This window comes from Solemya velum gill symbiont (genome assembly GCF_002020255.1).
Lineage (GTDB): Bacteria > Pseudomonadota > Gammaproteobacteria > Chromatiales > Chromatiaceae.
In genome coordinates, this window is record NZ_MPQG01000012.1 from 29,884 (window position 1) to 51,863 (window position 21,980).

Consider the following 21,980-nt stretch of genomic DNA (forward strand, 5'->3'; position numbering starts at 1 on the left):
CAATTCTCAATAGATTTCGTAGTGCTTGATGTCGCGCTTGATGTTCCGTTGCACGATGATTCCCTCAACTTTCCAGTTGAGTCCCTCCAGCGGGATATCCGGATACTCGCTGTTGACCGCGACTAGGCGCTCACCCTTGTCATCATTCATATACTGGCGGAACCACCTTGAGCCCTCGATGTCCGCCATGACATAGGCCTCGTTGCTGCACTTGTCATTGGGTTCGATGATGATGATGCACTTGTCCGGGAACTCGGGCTCCATGCTGTCTCCAAGTACCTGCAGTGCAAAGGGCTCGGAGCTGGAGCAGCTGCTGAGGCTGCTGTCGTCTTGTTGCTCCTGGCCGGGTATTTCAATTTTTACTTCAGGGAATTCACTCATAACGATTTAACAGATTTCAACGTCTCGTAATTGTATAATCGGATATTGTCCGCTCTTTTTCCATTTGTACAACCCCTGAGGGAGTGATCCTATGGGGTTAATCACTGAATAACAGGCTGTCTAAAGACCTCAAATGCACGGCATGAACAGAAACAGCATCGACGACGCTGCTGACCACTTCAGTTGGCGTAGTCTCAATAGCGTAACTCCTTTTCTATGGGAGTACCGCGGGCGAGTACTGATTGCGCTGCTGTCGCTGGTTCTCTCAAAGCTTGCCTTTGTTGGTGTGCCACTGCTGATCAAGGAGATTATTGATCACCTTGAGAAGGTGCAAGCCGATACGCTGCTTGTCGCACCGGTTGCCCTGGTACTGCTTTATGGACTTCTGCGGCTGCTCGCATCACTCTTCAACGAATTGCGTGATGCTGTGTTTGCGCGTGTGCGCTACCACGCCATGCGGCGTCTCTCGACACAGGTTTTGCAGCACCTTCACAAACTCTCCCTCGGCTTTCATCTTGAACGCCAGACCGGCGGTATCAGCCGTGACCTGGATCGTGGTGCACGCTCGGCAAGTACGATTCTCAATTACCTGGTTTTCAATATCATCCCGACCGGGATCGAATTTTTACTGATTGCGGCTATTTTTCTGACACTCTACGACGTCACTTTCTTTCTCGTCGTCGCCGGTGCAATCCTTGTTTACTTCATTTTTACCTTTGCCGTTACCGAGTGGCGCATGGATTTCCGCCACCGCATGAACAGGCTCGATTCTGAAGCGAATAACATGGCTTTTGACAGTCTCATCAATTACGAGACGGTCAAGTATTTCGGCAATGAAGACCTTGAAACCAACCGTTACGACGATACGCTGAAAAAGTGGGAACAGTGGGGAGTCAAGACCCAGACATCCATGTCGCTGCTCAATTTTGGTCAATCAGCGATAATCGGTCTCGCAGTGACCCTGGTGATGTGGTACGCGGTGCAGGGTTTTGTTGAGCAGCGTATGCAGATCAGTGACCTGGTGCTGGTGACAACCCTGATGATCCAGGTATTCATACCTCTCGGGTTTCTCGGTATAGTCTATCGACAGGTGAAATACACACTTGCCGATATGCAGCGCCTGTTTGACCTGTTACAGCAGATTCCAGATGTGCAGGATGTCGCCGATGACAGGGATATCCAACTCGACGGTGGTGAGATTCGTTTTGAAAATGTCGATTTCAGCTATCAGCCGGAGCGTCGCATACTGCAGCAAGTCTCATTTACTGTTGGCGCCGGTGAGAAGGTCGCAATTGTTGGTCACTCGGGTGCGGGTAAATCGACACTGTCACGCCTGCTGTATCGCTTTTATGATGTAACTGCTGGTGACATCCTGATTGATAACCAGTCGATCAGCAAAGTGACCCAGGAGAGCTTGCGCAGGGCAATCGGCATTGTTCCGCAAGACACTGTGCTGTTCAATGACACGATCTATTACAACATCTCATATGGTCGTCCTGACGCGAGCAGGGAAGAGGTGGTCAGGGCGGCTGATATGGCACATATCCGTGGTTTCATTGAATCACTACCCAAGGATTGGGATACGGTTGTCGGCGAGCGGGGCCTGAAACTTTCGGGTGGTGAAAAGCAGCGAGTTGCCATTGCCCGTGCGATTCTCAAGCAGCCCGTTATTCTTATTTTTGACGAGGCGACATCGTCACTGGACAGCAAGACCGAACAGGCAATACAGGAGACATTACGAGAGGTTGCCCAGCATCACACCACCCTGATTATCGCGCACCGACTCTCGACAGTTGTTGATGCAGATCGGATACTGGTTATGGAGCAGGGACGTATCGTCGAGCAGGGAAGACACCAGCAATTGCTTCGTGAAAACGGCATCTATGCTGACATGTGGGAGTTGCAGCAGCGTGAGGAAGAAGAGCAGGAGGCTGAGTCATGAAGGTTTATCTCGTTGGTGGTGCGGTCAGGGATCAACTCCTCGGTTTGCCTGTCAGGGAGCGTGACTGGCTCGTGCTCGGCGCCACCCCTGAAGAGATGCTGGAGCAGGGTTACACACCTGTCGGAAAAGACTTTCCAGTCTTTCTGCATCCGCAAACCAAAGATGAGTATGCTCTCGCACGTACCGAGCGCAAGAGTGGACATGGTTACCAGGGCTTTGCTTTTCATGCTGCACCTGACGTAACCATTGAAGAGGATCTGCTACGTCGTGACCTGACAGTCAATGCGATGGCCATGGATGACGACGGTAACCTGATCGATCCATATGGTGGACAACAGGATCTGCAGCAGCGTCTGCTCAGGCATGTTTCGCAAGCATTCACGGAAGATCCTGTACGTGTACTGCGAATTGCCCGCTTTGCTGCAAGATTTGCCGCACAGGAGTTTTGTGTTGCAGATGAGACAAAGGCATTAATGCGCAGTATGGTCGATTCCGGTGAACTCGACTACCTGGTGTCTGAGCGTACCTGGGCGGAGACCTGTAAGGCCCTGGCAACCGATTCGTCATCGCGCTATTTTGAAACCTTGCGAGAATGCGGTGCATTGCAGTTGCTGTTTCCTGAAATCGAGCGTCTCTACGGAGTGCCACAACCTGCAAGACATCATCCGGAGATAGATACGGGTGTACACACCATGATGGTGCTGGAACAGGCAGCAAGACTTTCAAGCGAGCCGCGTGTACGATTTGCAGCATTGCTGCATGATCTTGGTAAGGGGATGACCGACAGCAGTCAGTGGCCGCGACACCATGGTCACGAAAAGAGCGGCGTCAGGCTGGTCAAGCGGTTGTGTGAACGTTTGCGTGTGTCCAATGACTTTCGTGAACTGGCGGTGATTGTCGCCGAGTATCATGGGCACTACCGGCGCGTAACAGATGAACTGCGTGCCGACACCATCAGCAGAACACTGGGTGCGCTGGATGCATTCCGACGCCCCGAGCGTTTCGAGGAGTTTTTACTCGCCTGTGAGGCCGATCTGCGTGGACGCGCAGGATTTGAAAACCAGGCAACACCGCATGCCGATACTTTCAGACGCTTGTACAAGGTCGCAAGCAAGGTCGATATAGGGGCGATTGTCGATAGTGGGGCAAAGGGAAAAGAGATCGGCGAAGCGATCGAAAAACTTCGTATCAGGGAGATCGAGACAGAACTTGGCAAGATAAGGACAAAAGAGAGCTGATGCAGAGCGAAGGCAAAAAAATCAGGGAGATATTAAAGAGAGCGCGTTTGATCTATCCGTTCGCTTTCAGCCTGCTTGGCCTGGTACTGGTCTACATAGCCGCTTTCGTGCACATCCGTTCAATGGGCATGATGAGCACTGACCTTGGTCTTTTGATACTGGCTGTGAGCATGACTCTGGTCGGTGTTATTACATCCGCAGTGTTGTTAAAAAACCAGTTGTTACGCCCGCTTGCACGACTGCAGGAGTCGGTTTCACAGGTGTGCCAGGGTGAGCCGGGTGCCCAGGTTCTGCATGAAGACCTCGGTGTTCTTGAACATCTTTCTCACGATATAGATTCAGTCTACGGGGAGCTTAGCGAGCTCTACGAGGATATGGATAATCGTGTTGAGCGCCAGACACGCCGGCTGGCACAAAAAACGGCATCACTGAAAATTCTTTATGATGTCGCTGCCAGTATCAATCAGAGTGAAACCCTTGATGCGTTACTGTTGCGTTTTCTACGTATCTTCAAGGAGATGGTTAACGGAAAAACAGCGACAGTTCGCCTTGTCAGTCGTGACGGGCGTATGCGGCTTGTCGGTGCTATCGGACTTGATAACAAGGTTGCCAAGGAACAGGATTTGCTGCCGGTTCAGTTGTGTCAGTGCGGCAAGGCACTTACCAGTGCCGACCTGTTATGCGAACATGACGCCGAGGCCTGTTCCAGGATGAATAACCGGGTGATGTTCAGTGCCGAGCAGGTTGAGGTTATCAGTGTACCGCTTGAGTATCATGATGACACGCTTGGCATCTATACTATCTATGTTGAACAGCCCGGGGTCTCGGGGCGTGAAGATATCATGGAGCTTCTGACTACAATCGGTAGTCACCTGGGTATCGCTATCGCCAAGCAGCGTTCAGACGAGGAGGCACACCGTCTATCGATCGTCGAGGAGCGAACTGCACTGGCGCATGAACTGCACGATTCGCTCGCACAGACACTTGCGGGATTGCGTTTCCAGGTTCGTATGCTTGCTGATACCCTGACACAGAATCAGGATTATGCCGCTGCAAGCCGTGATCTCGAACGTATAAAAAACGGGCTTGATGAGGCCAATCGTGAGCTGCGAGCCCTGCTCGGCAACTTTCGCGCACCGATTGATCAGCGCGGCCTGTTACCTGCATTACGACGCATGACTAACCGCTTCTCAGAGGAGACCGGAATCCAGGTTTTTCTGCAGCTCAACTGCCGCAGTCTGCGTTTGCATCCGAGCGAGGAAATGCAGATGGTGCGTATTGTGCAGGAGTCACTCGCCAATATCCGCAAGCACGCGCAGGCACACATGGTACGCGTGATGTTAAGCTGCCGTGATGAAGAGCTGCAACTGTTGATAGAAGATGATGGTGTCGGCTTTGTACAGGCGCCGATTGGCAGTCCCGGAGAACATATCGGGCTGTCTATCATGGAAGAGCGTGCACGACGCATGGGTGGAGAGTTACGTATTGAGAGTGAGCCCGGCGAAGGTACGCGTGTTGAAATGTTTTACCGTCCGACTCCTGCGATAGCCCAGGCTGAATAAATAAACGATTGAGTAGAATTATGCGAGTCTTGTTGATTGATGATCATGCACTGTTCCGTATTGGCTTGCGAGAGCTGCTGGAACGCCGTGGTATAGAGGTGGTTGCCGCAGTCGGGGATTGTGATGATGGTATGGAGCTGGTTGATACATTAACACCCGATGTTGTGCTGCTCGATATGCGTATGCCACAGATGAGTGGTATCGATGTGCTGCAGAAGATGCGTCAGAGCCATCCTCAGATGCGCATCGCGATGCTGACAACCAGCCAGGACGAGAGTGATGTACTGGCTTCATTTCAGCACGGTGCCGACGGTTATCTTCTCAAGGATATGGAGCCGGATGAATTGATCGACTCACTGGGTCAGATTCTCGATGGTGTAACCGTGGTGTCGCGTGAACTTACCGGAATACTTGCGCGTGCAGCGGTACAGAAAGAGGATGAGCCGGAGCAGGAGAGCGAAACCGGGGGTGATCTGTTTGGTGAACTGACGCCGCGCGAACGCGAGATTCTCTGTCACCTGGCAGAGGGGCAGAGCAACAAGGTGATTGCACGCCATCTCGGTATTTCAGACGGTACCGTCAAACTTCACGTCAAGGCGATCTTGCGTAAACTGGATGTCCATTCGCGCGTCGAAGCTGCTGTTATGGCGGTTGAGGCAGGCTTCTGTCACCGTAACAGCTGACAGATCTCACATCTTATTCCGTAGGCCGCCCGGTTTTTGGCTGAGTTAACCGGCTTCTTCCATCGCTTGAGGGAGCCAGGGTTTCTCGTCAACCTGCTCATCCCAGCGATTAACGATCCGGCAGAAGAGTTCGGCGGTCTGATCAGCGTCATAGATAGCCGAATGCGCCTCACTGTTGCTCCACTCCATACCACTCAATTGTGCTGACACGGCCAATACTGTGTGTCCGACTGCAAGTGCCGCCAGTGAAACAGTATCGAGCGTTGAGAAAGGGTGGAAAGGATTGCGTTTGTAGCTACAGCGATCAACGGCAGCATTGATAAAGCCCAGATCAAAAGGGGCATTGTGACCGACCAGGATGGCGCGATTACAGCCATTTTTCTTGACGGCATGCCTGACAGGCTGAAAACAGAGCTGCAGAGCTTCTCTTTCAGGGAGTGCACCGCGTAGCGGGTTTTCAGGATCGATACCATTGAAAGCGAGAGCCTTGGGATCGAGATTGGCTCCTTCAAATGGCTCAACATGGCACGCAACTCTTTCATCTGCATGGAGTTTTCCATTGTCATCCATGTTGATGGTGACCATCGCCATTTCCAGCAGGGCATCAGTTGCCGCATTGAAACCGGCTGTTTCAACATCAACAATAACGGGCAAAAAACCGCGGAAACGGCTCGCAATAGTGGGCTTGGCTTGTGACATGGGGGCAGAATAACAGAGTTGGACCGGATTTATGCGAAAAACAGGGTGAAAGTCGATTGCTGTTTTCAAAACCTGAGTCTACAATCAGAGTCCTTATTAAAACAAAAAACAGGATTCTTAAAGTGATGAGGAAGCACTACCTCAACATGTTTTTCTCCATGGTGCTCGTTCTGGGGGCTTTTTCTCTCCCGGCAGCTGCACAGGAAGTCACATCACCGCCAGCAGTTACTCAAGAAGTTGTAGTTGATGAAGTCGAGATCAAAGATCCGTGGATGGGATTCAACCGTTCCATGTACAAGTTCAACGATGGGCTGGATAAGGCGATTATCGCACCTGCCGCAAGAGGCTACCGGGCTGTTGTACCCAAGCCAATCAGGCAAGGCGTGAGCAATTTTTTCGAGAATCTTGCTGACATAATCACTGCGATTAACAATCTTCTGCAGGGCAAGCCGAAAGAGGCGCTCTCGGATACTGCCAGGGTGCTTGTCAATACAACACTTGGTGTTGGTGGTCTGTTTGACATCGCTTCGCGAATGAACCTGGAAAAGCATCACGAGGACTTCGGGCAAACCCTGGCTGTGTGGGGAGTCAAGAACGGCCCTTATATCGTACTGCCAATATTTGGCCCTTCAACACTGAGGGATACCACTGGAACAATCGTGGATGTCACTCTTCACCCTTTAAGCGGTGTTGAAGAAACCGAGATTGTTTATAGTACTGTTGGACTTTATGTCGTTGATGAGCGTGCCGAGTTGCTCGAGGCTTCGGATATCATAGAGCAGGCAGCGCTTGATCCATATGTTTTTCAAAGAGACGCGTATTACCAGTCGCGTCAACATGCTATCAAGGATGGTGATTCAAAGCATTTCTCAGACTTTTAGGCATAAAGCACTCCTTAGCTTATGGATGAAATCAGGGAAAGTAATTTGAGTATTTAAGAAAATACTAGCGTTTCTGCCTTAACTGGGGTGTTAGCGTAGTAATGAATACTTCGGATGCCAGTAGGAATTATTTACAACAATAGAGTTTGGAGAGATATTTATGAAAAAAATCATAACCGCCGCTGCGATAGCAGCAATCATGGGCGCTTCATCTGCTGCAGTAGCAGAATGGGATATGCCATTCTTCGATGATAACGACAGCAACTATTACAACGATAACCGTTGGAACAACGACGGTTATGGTTACGGACGTGGTGATGGCCGTGGTTCAGGTCGTGGTCGCGGCAAAGGTCGTGGTAGCTTCAACATGAATTTTGATGCTGATGCTGATACCGATTGGGAAGGCGATGGCTTGAGCGATTATTACGGTCGTGGCTACAACAACTGGGATAACCGTTGGGATAACCGCTATCGCAGTGGCAATCGTTACTACCGTGGTGGACCATATGGTTACGGTCGCGCTCCTTACGGTTATGGCTATGGCCCTGGTCCTGCACCAGCAGCTCCGCGGGTCGCGCCATCTGCACCAGGTAACTGCGCACAGTAATTCCTGCGCTTTCCTGAGAAAAAACCGGGCGGATTATCCGCCCGGTTTTTTTATTGTCTGCCCGAATGTCGCTGCTCATCCATTGAATAAATTTAAACATAAACAAAATTAATTCATCTCATTAGTAATAAAATATTGCAATTTAAGAAAATACTTATATACTAATTCACACTGATATGGATGTCCCGGATCGACAGATTCATCTTCTTTTAAATTTTTTATGGAATTTACAATGAAAAAGATTATTACAGCAGCTGCAATTGCAGCAATCATGGGTGCTTCTTCAGCTGCAGTAGCAGAATGGGACATGCCTTTCTTTGGTGATGACAACGACAGCAGCTACTACAACGACAACCGTTGGAACAACGACGGTTACGGTTACGGACGTGGTGACGGCCGTGGACGTGGCAAGGGTCGTGGTAGCTTCAACTTCAACATGGATGCTGACGCTGATACCGAATTCGACGGTGAGACTGATAACTCTTACTACGGTCGTGGTTACAACAACATGGACAACCGTTGGGACAACCGTTACAACAGCTACAACGGTCGCTACGGCGCTCCTTACGGCTACGGTCCAGCTCCTTACGGACCAGCTCCTGTTGCTCCAGCTGCCCCTCAGGCACCTGCAGCTACTGGTAACTGCCCACAGTAAGTCATACTGGCAGTTAGCTGATAAAAACACCGGGCGGGGTAACCTGTCCGGTGTTTTTTTATGCAATCGATTTACGGCATTATTTCCAGGTGATTAAGGCATATTCAATCAATCAAATCGTTTACATAAGAAAAAATAATTAAAATAAATATTGCAAAATAAGAAAATACTAATAAACTTATCAGTAACGAAAGCGGCACAGCCGTTTAAACAGTTTTTAACAGATTGAGTCTTCTACGGAGATTGAAATGAAAAAGATCATTACTGCAGCTGCTATTGCCGCAATCATGAGTTCTTCTGCTGCCATTGCTGACTGGGACATCCCTTTCTTCAGCGATAACGATGATTGGGATATTCCTTTCTTCAGTGACGATGATGATTACTACAACGATAACCGTTGGTACAACGATGGCTACGGTTATGGACGTGGCGACGGCAATGGTCGTGGACGTGGCCGCGGACGTGGCAGCTTCAACTTCAGCATGGATTTCGACTTTGACGTTGATGCCGATTTCGATGGCGATACAGACAGCTACTACTACGGTAATGGTTATAACAACTGGGATAACCGTTACTACGCAAACAATGGCTACTACGGCGCTCCTTACGGCTATTACGCCCCAGTAGCAGCTCCAGCTCCCCAGGCCGCACCTGTTGCAACTGCAGCAGCTGCCGAGTAATCAAACAATTCATTATGCCGTCACCTTCGGGTGATGGCTTTTTATCAGAAAATACGAAGATATCCGTCTGTTTGTATCAACAGTTGCAGCAGACAGTCATTTTAGGAGAATAGTTATGTTTTCAGTAAAAAAACTCACCGCTGCAATCCTGTTGGCATCAATGGCTGGCACAGCTTCTGCTGACCAGACTGTAGAAGCCACAGCGGCTGATGTGGCTGCCAAGCCTGTTGTTGAAATGCCTGATTTCGAAGCAATTCGCAAGCAGTCAGAAGCTCGCCGTGCAGCTCTGAAGGCTGAAATGGAATCTCGCGTTGCTGCGCACAAGGCCGAGATGGACAAGCTCACCGCCGAGCATGAAACCGTTGTAGCAGTTGATTCTTCAATTGAAGAGTTTCGCAAGCAGATGGATGCTGAACGTGCAGAGATTGAAGCCGAGATGGAAGCACGCCGTGCAGCCCACAAGGCGGAAATGGACCAGCATCGTGAAGAGATCCGCAAGGAAATCGACGCCCGCCGTGCCGAAATGGATAAGCATTTCGAATCACTGCGCGCAGAAGCTGTTACCGGTAAGTAATAACAACAGCTGATCGATTCGCTTTAAGCGATTCTGGAAAAAGCCCCGTAAGGGGCTTTTTTTATGCGTACAGTTTCCAGCCAGGTGACTAATATGGGAGATATTCTCACGCATTTTACACCACTATCGGCTAATTACGCAGTATCAACAGTTTATTCATCGATACCCATGCAAAAACATGGATTAACTGCAACTTCCTGATTGCATTTGTGCAGTGCGTTTTGTTTAAATTTCCCCCCTGTATATAACAGTCTGTGATCAACCGATGCAATAACCTGTTTGCACAGATTCCGGTATTACCGGAGACTGTTGCCGGTTTGCAGGACGGTGACCCCGTCTCCAGATCGTTATTTAAGCGCAGCGTGGAAACTTCACGTATGCATTGGCTAAACACTGTCGAAGGATGAACCCACATGACAGACAATACGAAAGATGTAGACCCACAGGAAACGCAGGAGTGGATTGAGGCGCTTGACGCCGTCATCGAGCACGAAGGAACAGATCGTGCGCATTACCTTCTCGAGAAACTGATCGACAAGGCGCGTCGCCGCGGTGCCTACTTACCTTATTCGGCAAATACTGCCTACCTCAACACCATTCCTGAACATCTGCAGGAACGCTATCCGGGTGACCGGGCAGTTGAACGCCGCATTCGCTCGCTGACACGCTGGAATGCAATGGCGATGGTGGTGCAGGCGAACAGAATTTCTACAGAGCTCGGCGGCCATATCGCCAGTTTTGCTTCCAGTGCCACACTCTATGATGTCGGCATGAACCATTTTTTCCATGCCCGTGATGAGAATCATGGCGGTGACCTGGTTTTTTTCCAGGGACACTCAGCTCCCGGAATCTATTCGCGTGCTTATCTTGAAGGACGCCTGAGCAAAGACCAGATGCACAATTTTCGCCAGGAGGTTGACGGAGAGGGTCTTTCATCCTATCCGCACCCGTGGCTGATGCCAGATTTCTGGCAGTTCCCGACCGTCTCCATGGGACTTGGTCCGATCATGGCGATTTACCAGGCGCGCTTCATGAATTACCTGCATGACCGTGAAATGATCGATGCTGGTAAGCGTAAAGTCTGGGCTTTCCTTGGTGATGGCGAAACAGACGAGCCGGAATCTCTCGGTGCTATCACACTTGCCGGACGTGAAAAACTCGACAACCTGGTGTTCGTGGTCAACTGTAACCTGCAGCGTCTCGACGGGCCTGTGCGTGGTAACGGCAAGATCATCCAGGAGCTCGAAGCGATATTCCGTGGTGCCGGCTGGAATGTTATCAAGGTTGTATGGGGTAGCTTCTGGGATCCACTGCTGGCGCGTGATAAAAGCGGACTGCTGCGCAAGCGCATGGAAGAGTGTGTCGACGGCGACTACCAGGCCTACAAGGCACGCGGTGGTAAGTATACGCGTGAGCATTTCTTTGGTGAGTATCCTGAATTGAAGGAACTCGTCGCCAACATGAGCGATGAAGATATTTTCCGTCTTAATCGTGGCGGACACGATCCGGCGAAAGTTTTCTCTGCCTATTCAGCCGCAATGAACCACAAGGGACAGCCGACTGTCATTCTCGCCAAGACCGTCAAGGGTTACGGCATGGGTGAAGCGGGTGAAGGTCAGAACACCACGCACTCCCAGAAAAAGATGGGTGACAAGTCACTGCGTGCATTCCGCGACCGCTTCAATATTCCGATCCCGGATGATGAACTCAGTTCGACGCCTTTTTACAAGCCGGCTGAAGACAGCACCGAGGCCATCTACCTGAAAGAGCGCCGTGAGGCACTTGGTGGTTCATTCCCTTCACGTCTGGATGATGTCGAGACGCTTGAGATCCCACCTCTGGAGACATTCAAGTCACTGCTCGAAAGCAGTGGTGATCGAGAACTCTCGACCACCATGGTATTCGTGCGTTTCCTGACAACCCTGATTCGTGACAAGCAGGTTGGTAAGCGCGTTGTGCCGATTGTTCCTGACGAGGCACGTACCTTCGGTATGGAAGGCATGTTCCGTCAACTCGGTATCTACTCCTCTTCAGGTCAGCTCTATGAGCCCGAGGATTCAGATCAGCTGATGTGGTACCGCGAGGACTCCAAGGGACAGATTCTGCAGGAAGGTATCAACGAGGCCGGCGCCATGTCAGAGTGGACTGCTGCGGCAACCGCCTACAGCAACCACGGCGTGTCGATGATTCCGTTCTACATCTATTACTCGATGTTCGGTTTTCAGCGTATCGGCGACCTAGCATGGGCTGCTGGCGACATGCAGGCACGCGGCTTCCTGATCGGCGGTACTGCCGGTCGAACCACGCTGGCAGGTGAGGGATTGCAGCACCAGGATGGTCATGGACACCTGGTTGCAAGCACAATTCCGAACTGTGTCTCCTATGATCCCTGTTTTGCATACGAACTGGTCACTATCCTTCACGACGGCATGCGTCGCATGTACGTCGACAAGGACAGGGTGTTCTACTATGTCGCGGTGATGAACGAGAATTATGCCCAGCCCGCAATGCCGGAAGGCAGTGAAGAGGGTATTCTCAAGGGCATGTACCGTTTCAGTGAGGGCGGTAAGGCCAAGCAGCGTGTGCAGTTACTCGGTTCGGGCACCATCCTGCGCGAAGTGATTGCTGCAGCAGAACTGTTACAGAATGACTTTGGCATTGCTGCAGATGTGTGGAGTGTCACCAGTTTCAACGAACTGCGTCGTGACGGTATCGATACGGAACGCTGGAACATGCTACACCCTGATGAGGCCCCCAAGCGCAGCTATGTTGAAGAACAGCTGTCGGGAACAGAAGGGCCTGTCATTGCAGCAACGGATTACATCCGCACCTATGCAGATCAAATCCGTCCTTATATCGATCGCAGTTACTTCACACTGGGCACCGATGGTTTCGGCCGCTCGGATATGCGTGAAGCGTTGCGTCGTTTCTTCGAAGTCAATCGTTACTACATTGTTGTTGCTGCCCTCAAGGCGCTTGCCGATGATGGTGAAATTGCAGCCAGTGCAGTGAAAAAGGCGATTGAGAAATATGACATCAATCCGGAAAAACCTAATCCGGTAACGGTCTGATTGCGGAGAAACTGACAATGACGACAGAAATATTAGTACCCGACATTGGTGACTTCGCGGATGTCGAGATTATCGAGGTGCTGGTTTCACCGGGTGATACGGTCGATGCCGAAGATTCACTTATTACGGTTGAAAGTGACAAGGCATCGATGGAGATTCCCACGCCAAGCGCAGGCGAGATTGTATCGGTTGCCGTCTCTGTTGGAGACAGGGTAAGCGAGGGCAGCCTTCTGGTTACGCTGGAGGAGAGTGGTGACACATCTGCCAGCGTCGAAGAGGAGATAGTCGAAGCAAGGGAGTCTGATGAGGCATTTGCCGTTGCTGATGCAGTAGAAAACGCCCCGGCAGTTACCGAATCACCGCAGGCAGTTGAACTGAACGTACCTGATATCGGAGATTTCAATGATGTTGAAGTGATCGAGGTGCTGGTCTCGACTGGTGATACGGTAGAGAAAGAGCAGTCGCTGATCACGCTTGAAAGCGACAAGGCATCGATGGAGATACCATCGACTCACGCAGGAACAATTGAATCTGTTGCAGTGTCGGTTGGTGATCGTGTCAGTGAAGGTGATGTGTTCGCCATGATGACTGCCACCGGCGCTGCTGCTGCTCCGGCTGCTTCAAAGCCTGCCAGCGTACCTGCTCCACAGGCTGCTGCCAGCGAGCCATTGGCACCTGGTGACACACAGATGAAGCCTTCACCGGTTGAGCCGGCACCACCTGAACGCATAACCGGTGGTAAGGCACATGCCAGTCCTGCGATAAGGCAGTTTGCGCGTGAACTCGGTGTTGATGTCAGCAAGGTAGTCGGTACCGGACTCAAGGGACGCATCACTAAAGAGGATGTTCAGAATCACATCAAGCGTGTGATTGCTGAACATGACAGCGACAAGGCCAAGGGTGGATTTGGCCTGCCTGAAGCGCCCGATATCGATTTTTCCAAGTGGGGTGAAATCGAGGAGGTCGAACTCGGCCGTATCAAGAAGCTCTCTGGTGCGCACTTGCATCGTGCATGGCTGACGATTCCGCATGTCACCCAGTTTGATGATGCAGATATCACCGAGCTGGAGGCGTTCCGCAAAGAGTCGAAGGCGCGTGCAGAGCAGGCGGGTATCAAGCTGACTTTTATGCCATTTCTGCTCAAGGCGTGTGCCACGGCTCTCAAGACAATGCCTGAGTTCAATGCATCGTTGACACCCGATGGCGAACGTCTGATTCTGAAAAAATACGTCAATATCGGCATTGCGGTGGATACGCCAAATGGTCTGGTTGTACCCGTCGTCAAGAATGTCGATAAAAAGGGTATCTTTGAAATTGGTGCTGAGCTGATGGAGATCTCTGCCAACGCACGTGAAGGCAAGCTCAAGCCGAGTGACATGCAGGGCGGCTGTTTCTCCATTTCAAGCCTCGGAGGCATTGGTGGAACCCAGTTTGCACCAATCGTCAATTCACCCGAAGTGGCCATTCTTGGCGTCTCAAAAGCAGAGATGAAGCCGGTTTGGGATGGCAGTGAATTCCAGCCCAGGCTGATCATGCCTTTCTCACTCTCCTATGATCACCGTGTGATTGACGGTGCCCAGGGTGTGCGATTTACAACCTATCTTGGCGATTTGCTGGATGATATTCGTCATTTGCTCTTGTAATCATGCCTGCTTTTCTGCAAAATGCTGCAGCACAGCATAATAAGAAAAGATTATAGTAGACATAAAAACTGGATGGGGTTTTCCTTTAGGGAGATCCCGCCATCTAGAGGAGATGCAGATGCACGCAGAAGTTCTTGTCCTTGGCGCAGGACCCGGAGGCTACACAGCCGCCTTTCGCGCCGCAGACCTTGGAAAGAAAACCGTCCTGGTTGAACGTTATGCCTCGCTTGGCGGCGTCTGCCTGAATGTTGGATGTATTCCATCCAAGGCCCTGCTGCATACCGCAGCGATTATTAATGAAGCAGCAGAACTCACCGAGATGGGTGTTGATTTCGGCGGCACACCAAAAGTGGATCTCGACAAACTGCGTGCTGGAAAGGATAAAGTTGTCGGCCGCCTGACTGGCGGGCTTGCCGGTATGGCCAAGCAGCGCAAGGTCACCACGGTGCAGGGACTTGGCAAATTTACGGGTCCAAATGCTGTTTCTGTCGAAGGTGATGAGGGTACGCAGGAGATCACATTTGATGCCTGTATCATCGCTGTCGGTTCACAGGCTGTACAAATCCCGGTTTTCCCGAATGATGATCCACGCATGATGGATTCCACCGATGCACTTGAGCTGGAAGATGTCCCCGGCAAAATGCTCGTTATTGGCGGCGGCATCATTGGTCTCGAGATGGCAACGGTATACAGCACGCTGGGTTCATCAATTGATATTGTTGAACTGCAGAATCAGTTGATGCCGGGTGCTGATAAAGACCTCGTAAGACCGCTTCAGAAACGTCTTTCAGGCAGTGTCAACAGCATCATGCTCGAAACCAAGGTAACCGAGATCAAGGCGCAGAAAAATGGCCTGAAAGTCAGCTTCGAAGGCAAGAAAGCGCCTGAAAAAGCGCAGATATACGATCGTGTTTTGGTTGCCGTTGGACGTAGTCCGAACGGTGCAAAGATCAATGCCGAGGCTGCAGGCATCAATGTGGATGAGCGCGGTTTCATCGCTGTTGATTCACAAATGCGTACAAACGTGCCAAACATCTATGCGATTGGTGACGTTGTCGGCAACCCGATGCTCGCACACAAGGCGACGCACGAGGCCAAGGTGGCAGCAGAAGTGATCTGTGGCGAGAAGAGCGAATTTGATCCACTGACAATTCCCTCGGTTGCCTACACTGATCCTGAAGTTGCATGGATGGGTCTCACCGAGACCGAGGCAAAGGAACAGGGCATCAAGATCGAAAAAGGTGTTTTCCCATGGGCTGCCAGTGGCCGTGCACTCGGTATCGGACGCGACGAGGGCTTGACCAAGCTTATCTTCGACCCTGAAACAGATCGTATCCTTGGCGCTGGTATTGTCGGTGTCAATGCAGGTGAGCTGATTGGTGAAACCGTGCTGGCTCTCGAGATGGGTGCAGACATGGCTGATATCGGCCTGACCATTCATCCGCACCCAACCCTGATCGAAACCGTCGGTATGGCAGCTGAAATGGCTGAAGGTACCATCACTGACCTAATACCGCCGAAGAAGCGCAAATAACCGGACGGTGACTCTTTTTTACAGGGAATACGGGGAGCCATCTTCTGGCTCCCCGCTTGTTTTTCTACACGGCCTGTTTGGTTCATCGGCCAACTGGGGCGGCATCGTCAAGGCTTTCGCCGAGACACATTACTGTATCGTTCCCGATCTGCGCAATCACGGTCGTTCATTCCATGATGATGGCGTTGGATATGGTGCGCAAAGTGGTGACGTTATTGATCTGCTGGAAGAGCTTGAGATTGAAAAAGCGACCCTGGTAGGACACAGCATGGGCGGTAAAGTTGCGATGATGGTTGCCTTGCACCTACCAGAAATGGTCGACCGACTGGTGGTCGTCGACATGGCACCGAGACGCTATCAACACAGTTTTGCAGCTATTCTTACGGCGTTAAGAAAGATTGAGCTCGAGAGTCTGGAAAACCGCAATGAGGCCGATAACTACCTGGCCAATTTCATCGATGAATCAGGTGTGCGTGCTTACCTGTTGCAGAATCTTGTGCGTACAAGTGATGCCTGGAAGTGGCGTATTAATCTCGAAGCGCTCGCTAATGGCATTGCACAAATTACCGGTTTTCCTGTCAAGGAGAGCAGGCGTTTCAATGGTCCGTCGCTGTTTATTCATGGAAATAACTCGGATTATGTCGATACGGAGGGCAGGGCGGCAATCAGTCACTTTTTCCCCAATGCCGAGGTCAAGGGTATCGACAATGCCGGTCACTGGGTCTATGCAGACCAGCCGCAGGCTTTTATTGACTCCCTGTCGAGATTTCTGAAGTCACACTAGTCAAAGTTCGTTATAATTCAACGCTTCATTTTATTAATTAACTCAGGGTGCAAACGCCATGTCCGACGGCATCAACAAAGTCGTTCTCGCCTATTCAGGTGGTCTAGATACTTCTGTCATTCTCAAGTGGCTGGAAGATACCTACAACTGTGAGGTTGTTACTTTCACTGCAGATATCGGGCAAGGTGAAGAAGTTGAGCCGGCGCGTGCCAAGGCAGAGGCGATGGGGATCAAGGAGATCTACATCGAGGATCTGCGTGAAGAGTTTGCACGCGATTATGTCTTCCCGATGTTCCGTGCCAATGCCATCTATGAAGGCGAGTACCTGCTGGGTACATCGATTGCACGCCCGTTGATTGCCAAGCGCCTGATCGAGATCGCAAGAGAGACAGGTGCAGATGCCATTTCTCATGGTGCAACCGGCAAGGGTAACGACCAGGTGCGTTTCGAACTCGGTGCCTATGCACTGATGCCTGATGTGAAAGTGATTGCACCATGGCGCGAGTGGGACCTGCTGTCACGCGAGAAGCTGATGAACTACGCTGCCGAGCACGGCATCGAAGTCGATTTTGCCAAGCAGAGTGGTAAATCACCTTACTCGATGGATGCTAACCTGCTGCATATCTCCTACGAGGGCGATCTTCTCGAAGATCCATGGAATGAGCCTGAAGAGGAGATGTGGCGTTGGAGTGTCTCACCTGAAGCTGCACCGGATGAGCCAACTTACCTCGAACTGACGTATGAGAAGGGCGACATTGTTGCTATAAACGGCGAAGCGATGTCAGCTGCAACTGTCATGGAGACCCTCAACAGGATTGGCGGTGAGAATGGTGTCGGTCGTGATGACATCGTCGAGAACCGCTATGTCGGCATGAAGTCACGTGGTTGTTATGAAACACCTGCAGGCACCATCATGCTCAAGGCACACCGTGCGATGGAGTCTTTGACACTCGATCGTGAAGCAGCGCATCTGAAAGACGAGATGATGCCTCGCTATGCCAAGATGGTTTACAACGGCTACTGGTGGAGTCCCGAGAGGGAGATGCTGCAGGCTGCAATCGACCAGACTCAGCAAGTGGTGAATGGTGTTGTACGCGTCAAGCTCTACAAGGGCAATGTCATTGTTGCCGGGCGCAAGTCGGAATCAGACAGTCTCTTTGATGAAAGTATTGCGACCTTTGAAGATGATGCAGGTGCTTATGACCAGAAAGATGCGGCAGGCTTCATCAAGTTGAATGCATTGCGTCTGCGAGTGGCTGCCAAGCGCAGGAAGTAACATATTTCGTGGCCCCATCGAGGTGTTGTAGGAGCCTGGTTCCGGGGCTACGCCCCATAACCAGGCTCGCCACATCTTCGCCTGATCACTCCAAACCAGTGCGCGAAAGGAACTCGCTTACTGCGTTCGCTCAGACAGCCTTTCGCTTGCCCACTGATTTTACGCTGGCTTCGTTAACGGCGAGCTTGGCCATGGAGCGTAATGCCAGAACTATATCTTCTACATTTGATTTCGAAGCAGTTCCAGAAGCGCCTTGCGCCTGAACAACAGCTGAAAACGGCTTCCGCCCAGTTGATCCCATAAAATCGCACTGCGAATCCCGGCGAGCAACATCGCCCTGACACGGCTCTGGTTGTCAGGATTCTCCAGGTGTAGCGGATCGCCCTTGACCATGATTCTTGGAGAGAGATCACTGACCTTCTGCTTGTAGATCTCGGCAATTGCTGAAATCGTGTTGACGTGTGTCAGTTCGTACATCTCAAGCTTCTCTTCGATGCGTACGAGTTCATCACGCATTTGTTGCAGTCGGGTTTCTGCCTTGCCGAGTTTTTTTGCCAACTGCATCATCGCCATCACCATGTGAGGTATTTCGATTTGCTCTTTGTCGGCATGTGATAGTTGTTGTTCCAGCTCTTTGAAACCCGGGCTGAGCGGATCAAGTCCGCCATAGACAGCTTCAGTCGATTCTGCCTCAAACTGAAACAGGGAGGAGAGCAGAGGAGTTGCTGTCTCCATGTCGAAACGGCCATTGTGTGCGATCTCGGCAACCAGTCGTGCTGACTGGAACATGGCGGCAAGCGGAATGATCAGTTGAGAATTCATTTAAGTCTGACTGGCCTTTGTGATAATGGCGCCGCCAAGGCAGACGCGCTCATGATAAAAAACGATTGATTGTCCCGGCGTGACAGCACGCTGTGGTTGATCAAAACTGACCTGCAAACCATCTTCATTATTTACGACACGACAGACTTGCAGGGGTTGGCGGTGTCGGCATCTTGCCATGCATGTCAGCGGGTAGTCGGGCAGGGTGCCACTGATCCAGTGAGCATCCTGTGCGATCAATGAACGTGACATCAGAAGTGGATGATCATGTCCCTGTACAGCGACAAGCTGATTGCTCTCGAGGCGCTTTTCGGCAACGAACCAGGGTGATTCATCGCTGCCCCTGACGCCACCGATGCCAAGTCCCTGTCGTTGTCCGATGGTGTAGTAGAAAACACCCTGGTGCTGTCCGATGACTTCACCATCTTCGTTGATAATATCCCCCGGCTTTGCCGGCAGGTAATTAGACAGGAAGTCCCGGAATCGGCGTTCACCAATAAAGCAGATGCCGGTACTGTCCTTCTTGTCATGTGTTTGCAGGTTATGCCGTTTGGCTATCTCGCGTACTTCGCTCTTGTCGATATCGCCAAGAGGAAAGAGTGCGTGTGACAGCTGGTGCTGGTTGAGCAGATGGAGGAAATAGGTTTGATCCTTGTTGCTGTCGCGTGCCTGTAGCAACTGCCAGCTGCCATCCTCAAGCTGATGCGAATCAGCATAGTGGCCGGTTGCAATGCGATTTGCACCAAGTGTCAACGCATGGTCGAGAAACGCCTTGAACTTGATCTCCCGGTTGCACAGTACGTCCGGATTGGGAGTGCGACCTGCTTTGTATTCTTCAAGAAAATGGGCGAAAACACTATCCCAGTAGGTATCGGAAAAGTTGACCGTATGCAGTTTGATACCAAGCTTGTCGGCAACAGCTTCTGCATCGGCAAGGTCGACAGTGGCACTGCAGTACTCCTGGGTGTCATCCTCCTCCCAGTTTTTCATGAAGAGTGCTTCGACCTCGTAGCCTGCCTCCAGCAGGCGCAGGGCGGCAATCGACGAGTCAACGCCACCGGAGAGACCGACAATCACCTTTTCCATGGTCACAAAATTCTTTCCGCTCCGTTGAACCAGGTTTCCAGCGGAATCACTCGTGCTGACGTGCCATTGTCTTCATACCAGCTGTCAACAGCGTAGAGATCACTGTTTTCTTTCTCCTTGATGACCGCTGTCCAGTGTGTGCCGAATATCATGCGATGCCTGACAACCCGATCATCGACGCTGTGCCACTTGAGTAGGCCGAGACGCTCTATCTGCTTCAGATAGGTTGTGGTATTGAGTGATTCCGCAATGCAGTCGAGCTGACCCTCGGGATCGACTCTTCCCGGATTTCGTCCCTTGTCACGCCAGGTTCCGTTCTGGTTACCGACCCGGTACTCGAACCAGCCAATTGCCTGTGCAATTTTCTCGCGTTCAGTTTCCGCATTGACCGTACCGGCAAAAAGTGACTTCAGGGATTCGATTTCATTTTGGGGCATGTAGACTTTTTTCTTGTCACTGCAGCCAAAGTTGATGCAGGTATTCAGGGTCAACAGGCCCGTGGCTCCCGTAGTCGTACAGCCTAGTAAGAGAGTGGCAAGAAGCAGAATTTGAATATTTCTCATGACTGCGTACTGATCAGTTGTTCTCTGGACGCCAACCTGCTTTCCACTTTTTCATTGTGACGATGTCAGGTTTGGTGCCGTTATCGTGGAACCATGAGTCGACTGCCCATCTTTTTCCACTTCCTGTTTCCTGAATTGCTGCGGTTGAATGTGGCCAACCCCCAATGATCAGGAAGCCGCGTTGCCTCTTCTTGTCTACCCGGTGAAATTGGAATAATCCATCTTTCTCCATCATGCGCATATAAGAGGTGCTGTTGGTCGATTCATCTACACAGTCGAGTTGGTTACTGCTGGAGCCAAATCCCTTGAGATTGCCGCCACGGTCGCCCAGGGAGTTAATCTGCTTGCCGACTTCCACTTCCAGGTAGGCTATGGCGTTTGCTATCTGGCTGCGCTCCTGCTCAGGTGTTTCTGCAAGAGGTAGGAAAAACTCCCTGACAGCTTCCCATTGTTGCGGGCTGAGAGAGACATGCTCGACTGTATGGCAGGTATTACCGTAACAGACCGAAAACCGTGAAGGATCCGGGTCGTCGATTTGTGGTTTGCCGCTGCTCTCCGGATTGAGCAGATTAACTGCTGCCGCATTCGACACCAGTACAGAAAACAGCAGTATGCCAAACAGAAGTTTTTGGTAGTTCATACTCTTGGTTTATCGCTGGTTAGATATAGGTCGCAGTGTATCAAAGTTGGCGAAAGTCTGAACTCCCTAGCTCTTTTTTCGTGAATCAACGCTGAACTTGCCTGGCTGCAAGTCGCCCAGTTTCCACTCGCCAATTTGTACTCGAATCAGTCGCAGGGTAGGGAAGCCAACAGCCGCTGTCATGCGCCTGATCTGGCGGTTTTTGCCTTCACGAATGGAAATTTCTACCCAGCTGGTGGGGATGTTTTTTCGCACCCTGATTGGAGGGTCTCGTGGCCAGAGTGATTCTGGTTCAGCAACTTTTTCGACCTTTGCGGGCCTGGTTTTCCCGTCTTTAAGAGTGACACCTGAACGCAACCGGGCCACTGCATCATCCGAAATTTCACCATCGACCTGCACCAGGTAGCGTTTCCAGGTTTTCTTTCCGGGAGCCGTAATCCTGTTTTGCAGTTTGCCATCGTCAGTCAGAAGCAGAAGTCCCTCACTGTCGCGATCGAGACGGCCTGCGGCGTAAACCCCTGGAATATCTATAAAATCAGCCAGTGTCGGACGTCCATCAGAATCCCTGAATTGGCACAGAACACCATAGGGTTTGTTGAAGAGAACCAGTTTTACCATGCAAATTCCATCACTATTTGATTAACAGTTGCAACACTCGG

21 protein-coding genes are annotated in these 21,980 nt (G+C 51.2%); 14 read left to right on the plus strand and 7 right to left on the minus strand.

All coding sequences use genetic code 11. The features are described from left to right. Positions 1-6 precede the first annotated feature (6 nt). Positions 7-381, minus strand: a complete 375-nt coding sequence (locus BOW06_RS09050) for a S24 family peptidase (protein WP_052132104.1) — start codon at positions 379-381, stop codon at positions 7-9. Positions 382-523: 142 nt separating this feature from the next. Here BOW06_RS09050 and BOW06_RS09055 point away from each other — a divergent pair, with 142 nt between their 5' ends. From BOW06_RS09055 to BOW06_RS09070, 4 genes are read left to right on the plus strand one after another with little or no spacing between them, the layout of a single operon-like run. After that, positions 524-2,323 carry an ABCB family ABC transporter ATP-binding protein/permease gene (locus tag BOW06_RS09055; RefSeq protein ID WP_078454697.1) on the plus strand — a complete coding sequence of 600 codons (1,800 nt, stop codon included), beginning with the start codon at positions 524-526 and terminating at the stop codon, positions 2,321-2,323. Next, positions 2,320-3,561: a multifunctional CCA addition/repair protein gene (locus BOW06_RS09060; protein ID WP_078454684.1), complete on the plus strand. Its 1,242-nt coding sequence runs from the start codon at positions 2,320-2,322 to the stop codon at positions 3,559-3,561. The genes BOW06_RS09055 and BOW06_RS09060 overlap by 4 nt, the downstream gene beginning before the upstream one ends. Beyond that, positions 3,561-5,123 (plus strand): ATP-binding protein, encoded by a 1,563-nt coding sequence (locus tag BOW06_RS09065; RefSeq protein ID WP_043116826.1) that lies wholly within the window; start codon positions 3,561-3,563, stop codon positions 5,121-5,123. Before BOW06_RS09060 ends, BOW06_RS09065 begins: the two co-directional genes overlap by 1 nt. Positions 5,124-5,143: 20 nt before the next feature. Further along, the gene (locus tag BOW06_RS09070) at positions 5,144-5,806 is read left to right on the plus strand and encodes a response regulator (RefSeq protein ID WP_043116825.1); all 663 of its coding nucleotides are present in this window, start codon (positions 5,144-5,146) and stop codon (positions 5,804-5,806) included. Between the two features lie 45 nt (positions 5,807-5,851). On the opposite strand, the gene rnt is transcribed toward BOW06_RS09070, so the two are convergent. Then, positions 5,852-6,505 (minus strand): ribonuclease T, encoded by a 654-nt coding sequence (gene rnt, locus BOW06_RS09075; RefSeq protein WP_078454683.1) that lies wholly within the window; start codon positions 6,503-6,505, stop codon positions 5,852-5,854. 125 nt (positions 6,506-6,630) lie between these two features. On the opposite strand from rnt, the gene BOW06_RS09080 reads away from it, so the two are divergent. From BOW06_RS09080 to BOW06_RS09125, 10 genes are all read left to right on the plus strand, one after another. Further along, complete coding sequence (locus tag BOW06_RS09080) at positions 6,631-7,386, plus strand: MlaA family lipoprotein (protein ID WP_052132103.1); 756 nt, start codon at positions 6,631-6,633, stop codon at positions 7,384-7,386. A gap of 160 nt (positions 7,387-7,546) precedes the next feature. After that, positions 7,547-7,993 carry a sulfur globule family protein gene (locus tag BOW06_RS09085; RefSeq protein ID WP_078454682.1) on the plus strand — a complete coding sequence of 149 codons (447 nt, stop codon included), beginning with the start codon at positions 7,547-7,549 and terminating at the stop codon, positions 7,991-7,993. Positions 7,994-8,225: 232 nt separating this feature from the next. After that, a complete protein-coding gene (locus BOW06_RS09090; RefSeq protein ID WP_078454696.1) occupies positions 8,226-8,648 on the plus strand; it encodes a sulfur globule family protein in 423 nt (140 codons plus the stop codon). Between the two features lie 248 nt (positions 8,649-8,896). After that, complete coding sequence (locus BOW06_RS09095) at positions 8,897-9,328, plus strand: sulfur globule family protein (protein ID WP_078454681.1); 432 nt, start codon at positions 8,897-8,899, stop codon at positions 9,326-9,328. 115 nt (positions 9,329-9,443) lie between these two features. After that, positions 9,444-9,902 (plus strand): hypothetical protein, encoded by a 459-nt coding sequence (locus tag BOW06_RS09100; RefSeq protein ID WP_078454680.1) that lies wholly within the window; start codon positions 9,444-9,446, stop codon positions 9,900-9,902. 413 nt (positions 9,903-10,315) lie between these two features. Beyond that, positions 10,316-12,973: a pyruvate dehydrogenase (acetyl-transferring), homodimeric type gene (gene aceE / locus BOW06_RS09105; RefSeq protein WP_043115826.1), complete on the plus strand. Its 2,658-nt coding sequence runs from the start codon at positions 10,316-10,318 to the stop codon at positions 12,971-12,973. A 17-nt stretch (positions 12,974-12,990) separates the two neighbouring features. Further along, positions 12,991-14,616, plus strand: coding sequence for a dihydrolipoyllysine-residue acetyltransferase (gene aceF, locus BOW06_RS09110; protein WP_179115160.1), 1,626 nt, complete (start codon positions 12,991-12,993; stop codon positions 14,614-14,616). A gap of 118 nt (positions 14,617-14,734) precedes the next feature. Continuing rightward, positions 14,735-16,150 carry a dihydrolipoyl dehydrogenase gene (lpdA, locus tag BOW06_RS09115; RefSeq protein WP_230209609.1) on the plus strand — a complete coding sequence of 472 codons (1,416 nt, stop codon included), beginning with the start codon at positions 14,735-14,737 and terminating at the stop codon, positions 16,148-16,150. Positions 16,151-16,157: 7 nt separating this feature from the next. After that, positions 16,158-16,934 carry an alpha/beta fold hydrolase gene (locus tag BOW06_RS09120; RefSeq protein WP_043115820.1) on the plus strand — a complete coding sequence of 259 codons (777 nt, stop codon included), beginning with the start codon at positions 16,158-16,160 and terminating at the stop codon, positions 16,932-16,934. A gap of 58 nt (positions 16,935-16,992) precedes the next feature. Further along, positions 16,993-18,210: an argininosuccinate synthase gene (locus BOW06_RS09125; RefSeq protein ID WP_043115819.1), complete on the plus strand. Its 1,218-nt coding sequence runs from the start codon at positions 16,993-16,995 to the stop codon at positions 18,208-18,210. A gap of 219 nt (positions 18,211-18,429) precedes the next feature. Here the strand turns inward: BOW06_RS09125 and hflD are convergent, their stop codons facing one another. From hflD to BOW06_RS09150, 5 genes are all read right to left on the minus strand, one after another. Further along, the gene (gene hflD, locus BOW06_RS09130) at positions 18,430-19,032 is read right to left on the minus strand and encodes a high frequency lysogenization protein HflD (RefSeq protein WP_043115818.1); all 603 of its coding nucleotides are present in this window, start codon (positions 19,030-19,032) and stop codon (positions 18,430-18,432) included. Further along, the gene (mnmA, locus tag BOW06_RS09135; RefSeq protein WP_043115817.1) at positions 19,033-20,118 is read right to left on the minus strand and encodes a tRNA 2-thiouridine(34) synthase MnmA; all 1,086 of its coding nucleotides are present in this window, start codon (positions 20,116-20,118) and stop codon (positions 19,033-19,035) included. It abuts the gene before it with no gap. 2 nt (positions 20,119-20,120) lie between these two features. Continuing rightward, the gene (locus BOW06_RS09140) at positions 20,121-20,681 is read right to left on the minus strand and encodes a hypothetical protein (RefSeq protein WP_052131997.1); all 561 of its coding nucleotides are present in this window, start codon (positions 20,679-20,681) and stop codon (positions 20,121-20,123) included. A gap of 13 nt (positions 20,682-20,694) precedes the next feature. Continuing rightward, the gene (locus BOW06_RS09145) at positions 20,695-21,321 is read right to left on the minus strand and encodes a hypothetical protein (RefSeq protein ID WP_078453134.1); all 627 of its coding nucleotides are present in this window, start codon (positions 21,319-21,321) and stop codon (positions 20,695-20,697) included. A gap of 66 nt (positions 21,322-21,387) precedes the next feature. Beyond that, on the minus strand, positions 21,388-21,939 hold the full coding sequence (locus tag BOW06_RS09150; protein ID WP_078453135.1) for an rRNA large subunit pseudouridine synthase E: 552 nt from the start codon (positions 21,937-21,939) through the stop codon (positions 21,388-21,390). Between the last annotated feature and the right edge of the window lie 41 nt (positions 21,940-21,980).

Excerpts from the sequence above, each read along its gene's own strand:
- BOW06_RS09050 (WP_052132104.1), bottom strand. The coding sequence starts at position 381 with ATGAGTGAATTCCCTGAAGTAAAAATTGAAATACCCGGCCAGGAGCAA.
- BOW06_RS09055 (WP_078454697.1), top strand. The coding sequence starts at position 524 with ATGAACAGAAACAGCATCGACGACGCTGCTGACCACTTCAGTTGGCGT.
- BOW06_RS09060 (WP_078454684.1), top strand. The coding sequence starts at position 2,320 with ATGAAGGTTTATCTCGTTGGTGGTGCGGTCAGGGATCAACTCCTCGGT.
- BOW06_RS09065 (WP_043116826.1), top strand. The coding sequence starts at position 3,561 with ATGCAGAGCGAAGGCAAAAAAATCAGGGAGATATTAAAGAGAGCGCGT.
- BOW06_RS09070 (WP_043116825.1), top strand. The coding sequence starts at position 5,144 with ATGCGAGTCTTGTTGATTGATGATCATGCACTGTTCCGTATTGGCTTG.
- rnt (WP_078454683.1), bottom strand. The coding sequence starts at position 6,505 with ATGTCACAAGCCAAGCCCACTATTGCGAGCCGTTTCCGCGGTTTTTTG.
- BOW06_RS09080 (WP_052132103.1), top strand. The coding sequence starts at position 6,631 with ATGAGGAAGCACTACCTCAACATGTTTTTCTCCATGGTGCTCGTTCTG.
- BOW06_RS09085 (WP_078454682.1), top strand. The coding sequence starts at position 7,547 with ATGAAAAAAATCATAACCGCCGCTGCGATAGCAGCAATCATGGGCGCT.
- BOW06_RS09090 (WP_078454696.1), top strand. The coding sequence starts at position 8,226 with ATGAAAAAGATTATTACAGCAGCTGCAATTGCAGCAATCATGGGTGCT.
- BOW06_RS09095 (WP_078454681.1), top strand. The coding sequence starts at position 8,897 with ATGAAAAAGATCATTACTGCAGCTGCTATTGCCGCAATCATGAGTTCT.
- BOW06_RS09100 (WP_078454680.1), top strand. The coding sequence starts at position 9,444 with ATGTTTTCAGTAAAAAAACTCACCGCTGCAATCCTGTTGGCATCAATG.
- aceE (WP_043115826.1), top strand. The coding sequence starts at position 10,316 with ATGACAGACAATACGAAAGATGTAGACCCACAGGAAACGCAGGAGTGG.
- aceF (WP_179115160.1), top strand. The coding sequence starts at position 12,991 with ATGACGACAGAAATATTAGTACCCGACATTGGTGACTTCGCGGATGTC.
- lpdA (WP_230209609.1), top strand. The coding sequence starts at position 14,735 with ATGCACGCAGAAGTTCTTGTCCTTGGCGCAGGACCCGGAGGCTACACA.
- BOW06_RS09125 (WP_043115819.1), top strand. The coding sequence starts at position 16,993 with ATGTCCGACGGCATCAACAAAGTCGTTCTCGCCTATTCAGGTGGTCTA.
- hflD (WP_043115818.1), bottom strand. The coding sequence starts at position 19,032 with ATGAATTCTCAACTGATCATTCCGCTTGCCGCCATGTTCCAGTCAGCA.
- mnmA (WP_043115817.1), bottom strand. The coding sequence starts at position 20,118 with ATGGAAAAGGTGATTGTCGGTCTCTCCGGTGGCGTTGACTCGTCGATT.
- BOW06_RS09140 (WP_052131997.1), bottom strand. The coding sequence starts at position 20,681 with ATGAGAAATATTCAAATTCTGCTTCTTGCCACTCTCTTACTAGGCTGT.
- BOW06_RS09145 (WP_078453134.1), bottom strand. The coding sequence starts at position 21,321 with ATGAACTACCAAAAACTTCTGTTTGGCATACTGCTGTTTTCTGTACTG.
- BOW06_RS09150 (WP_078453135.1), bottom strand. The coding sequence starts at position 21,939 with ATGGTAAAACTGGTTCTCTTCAACAAACCCTATGGTGTTCTGTGCCAA.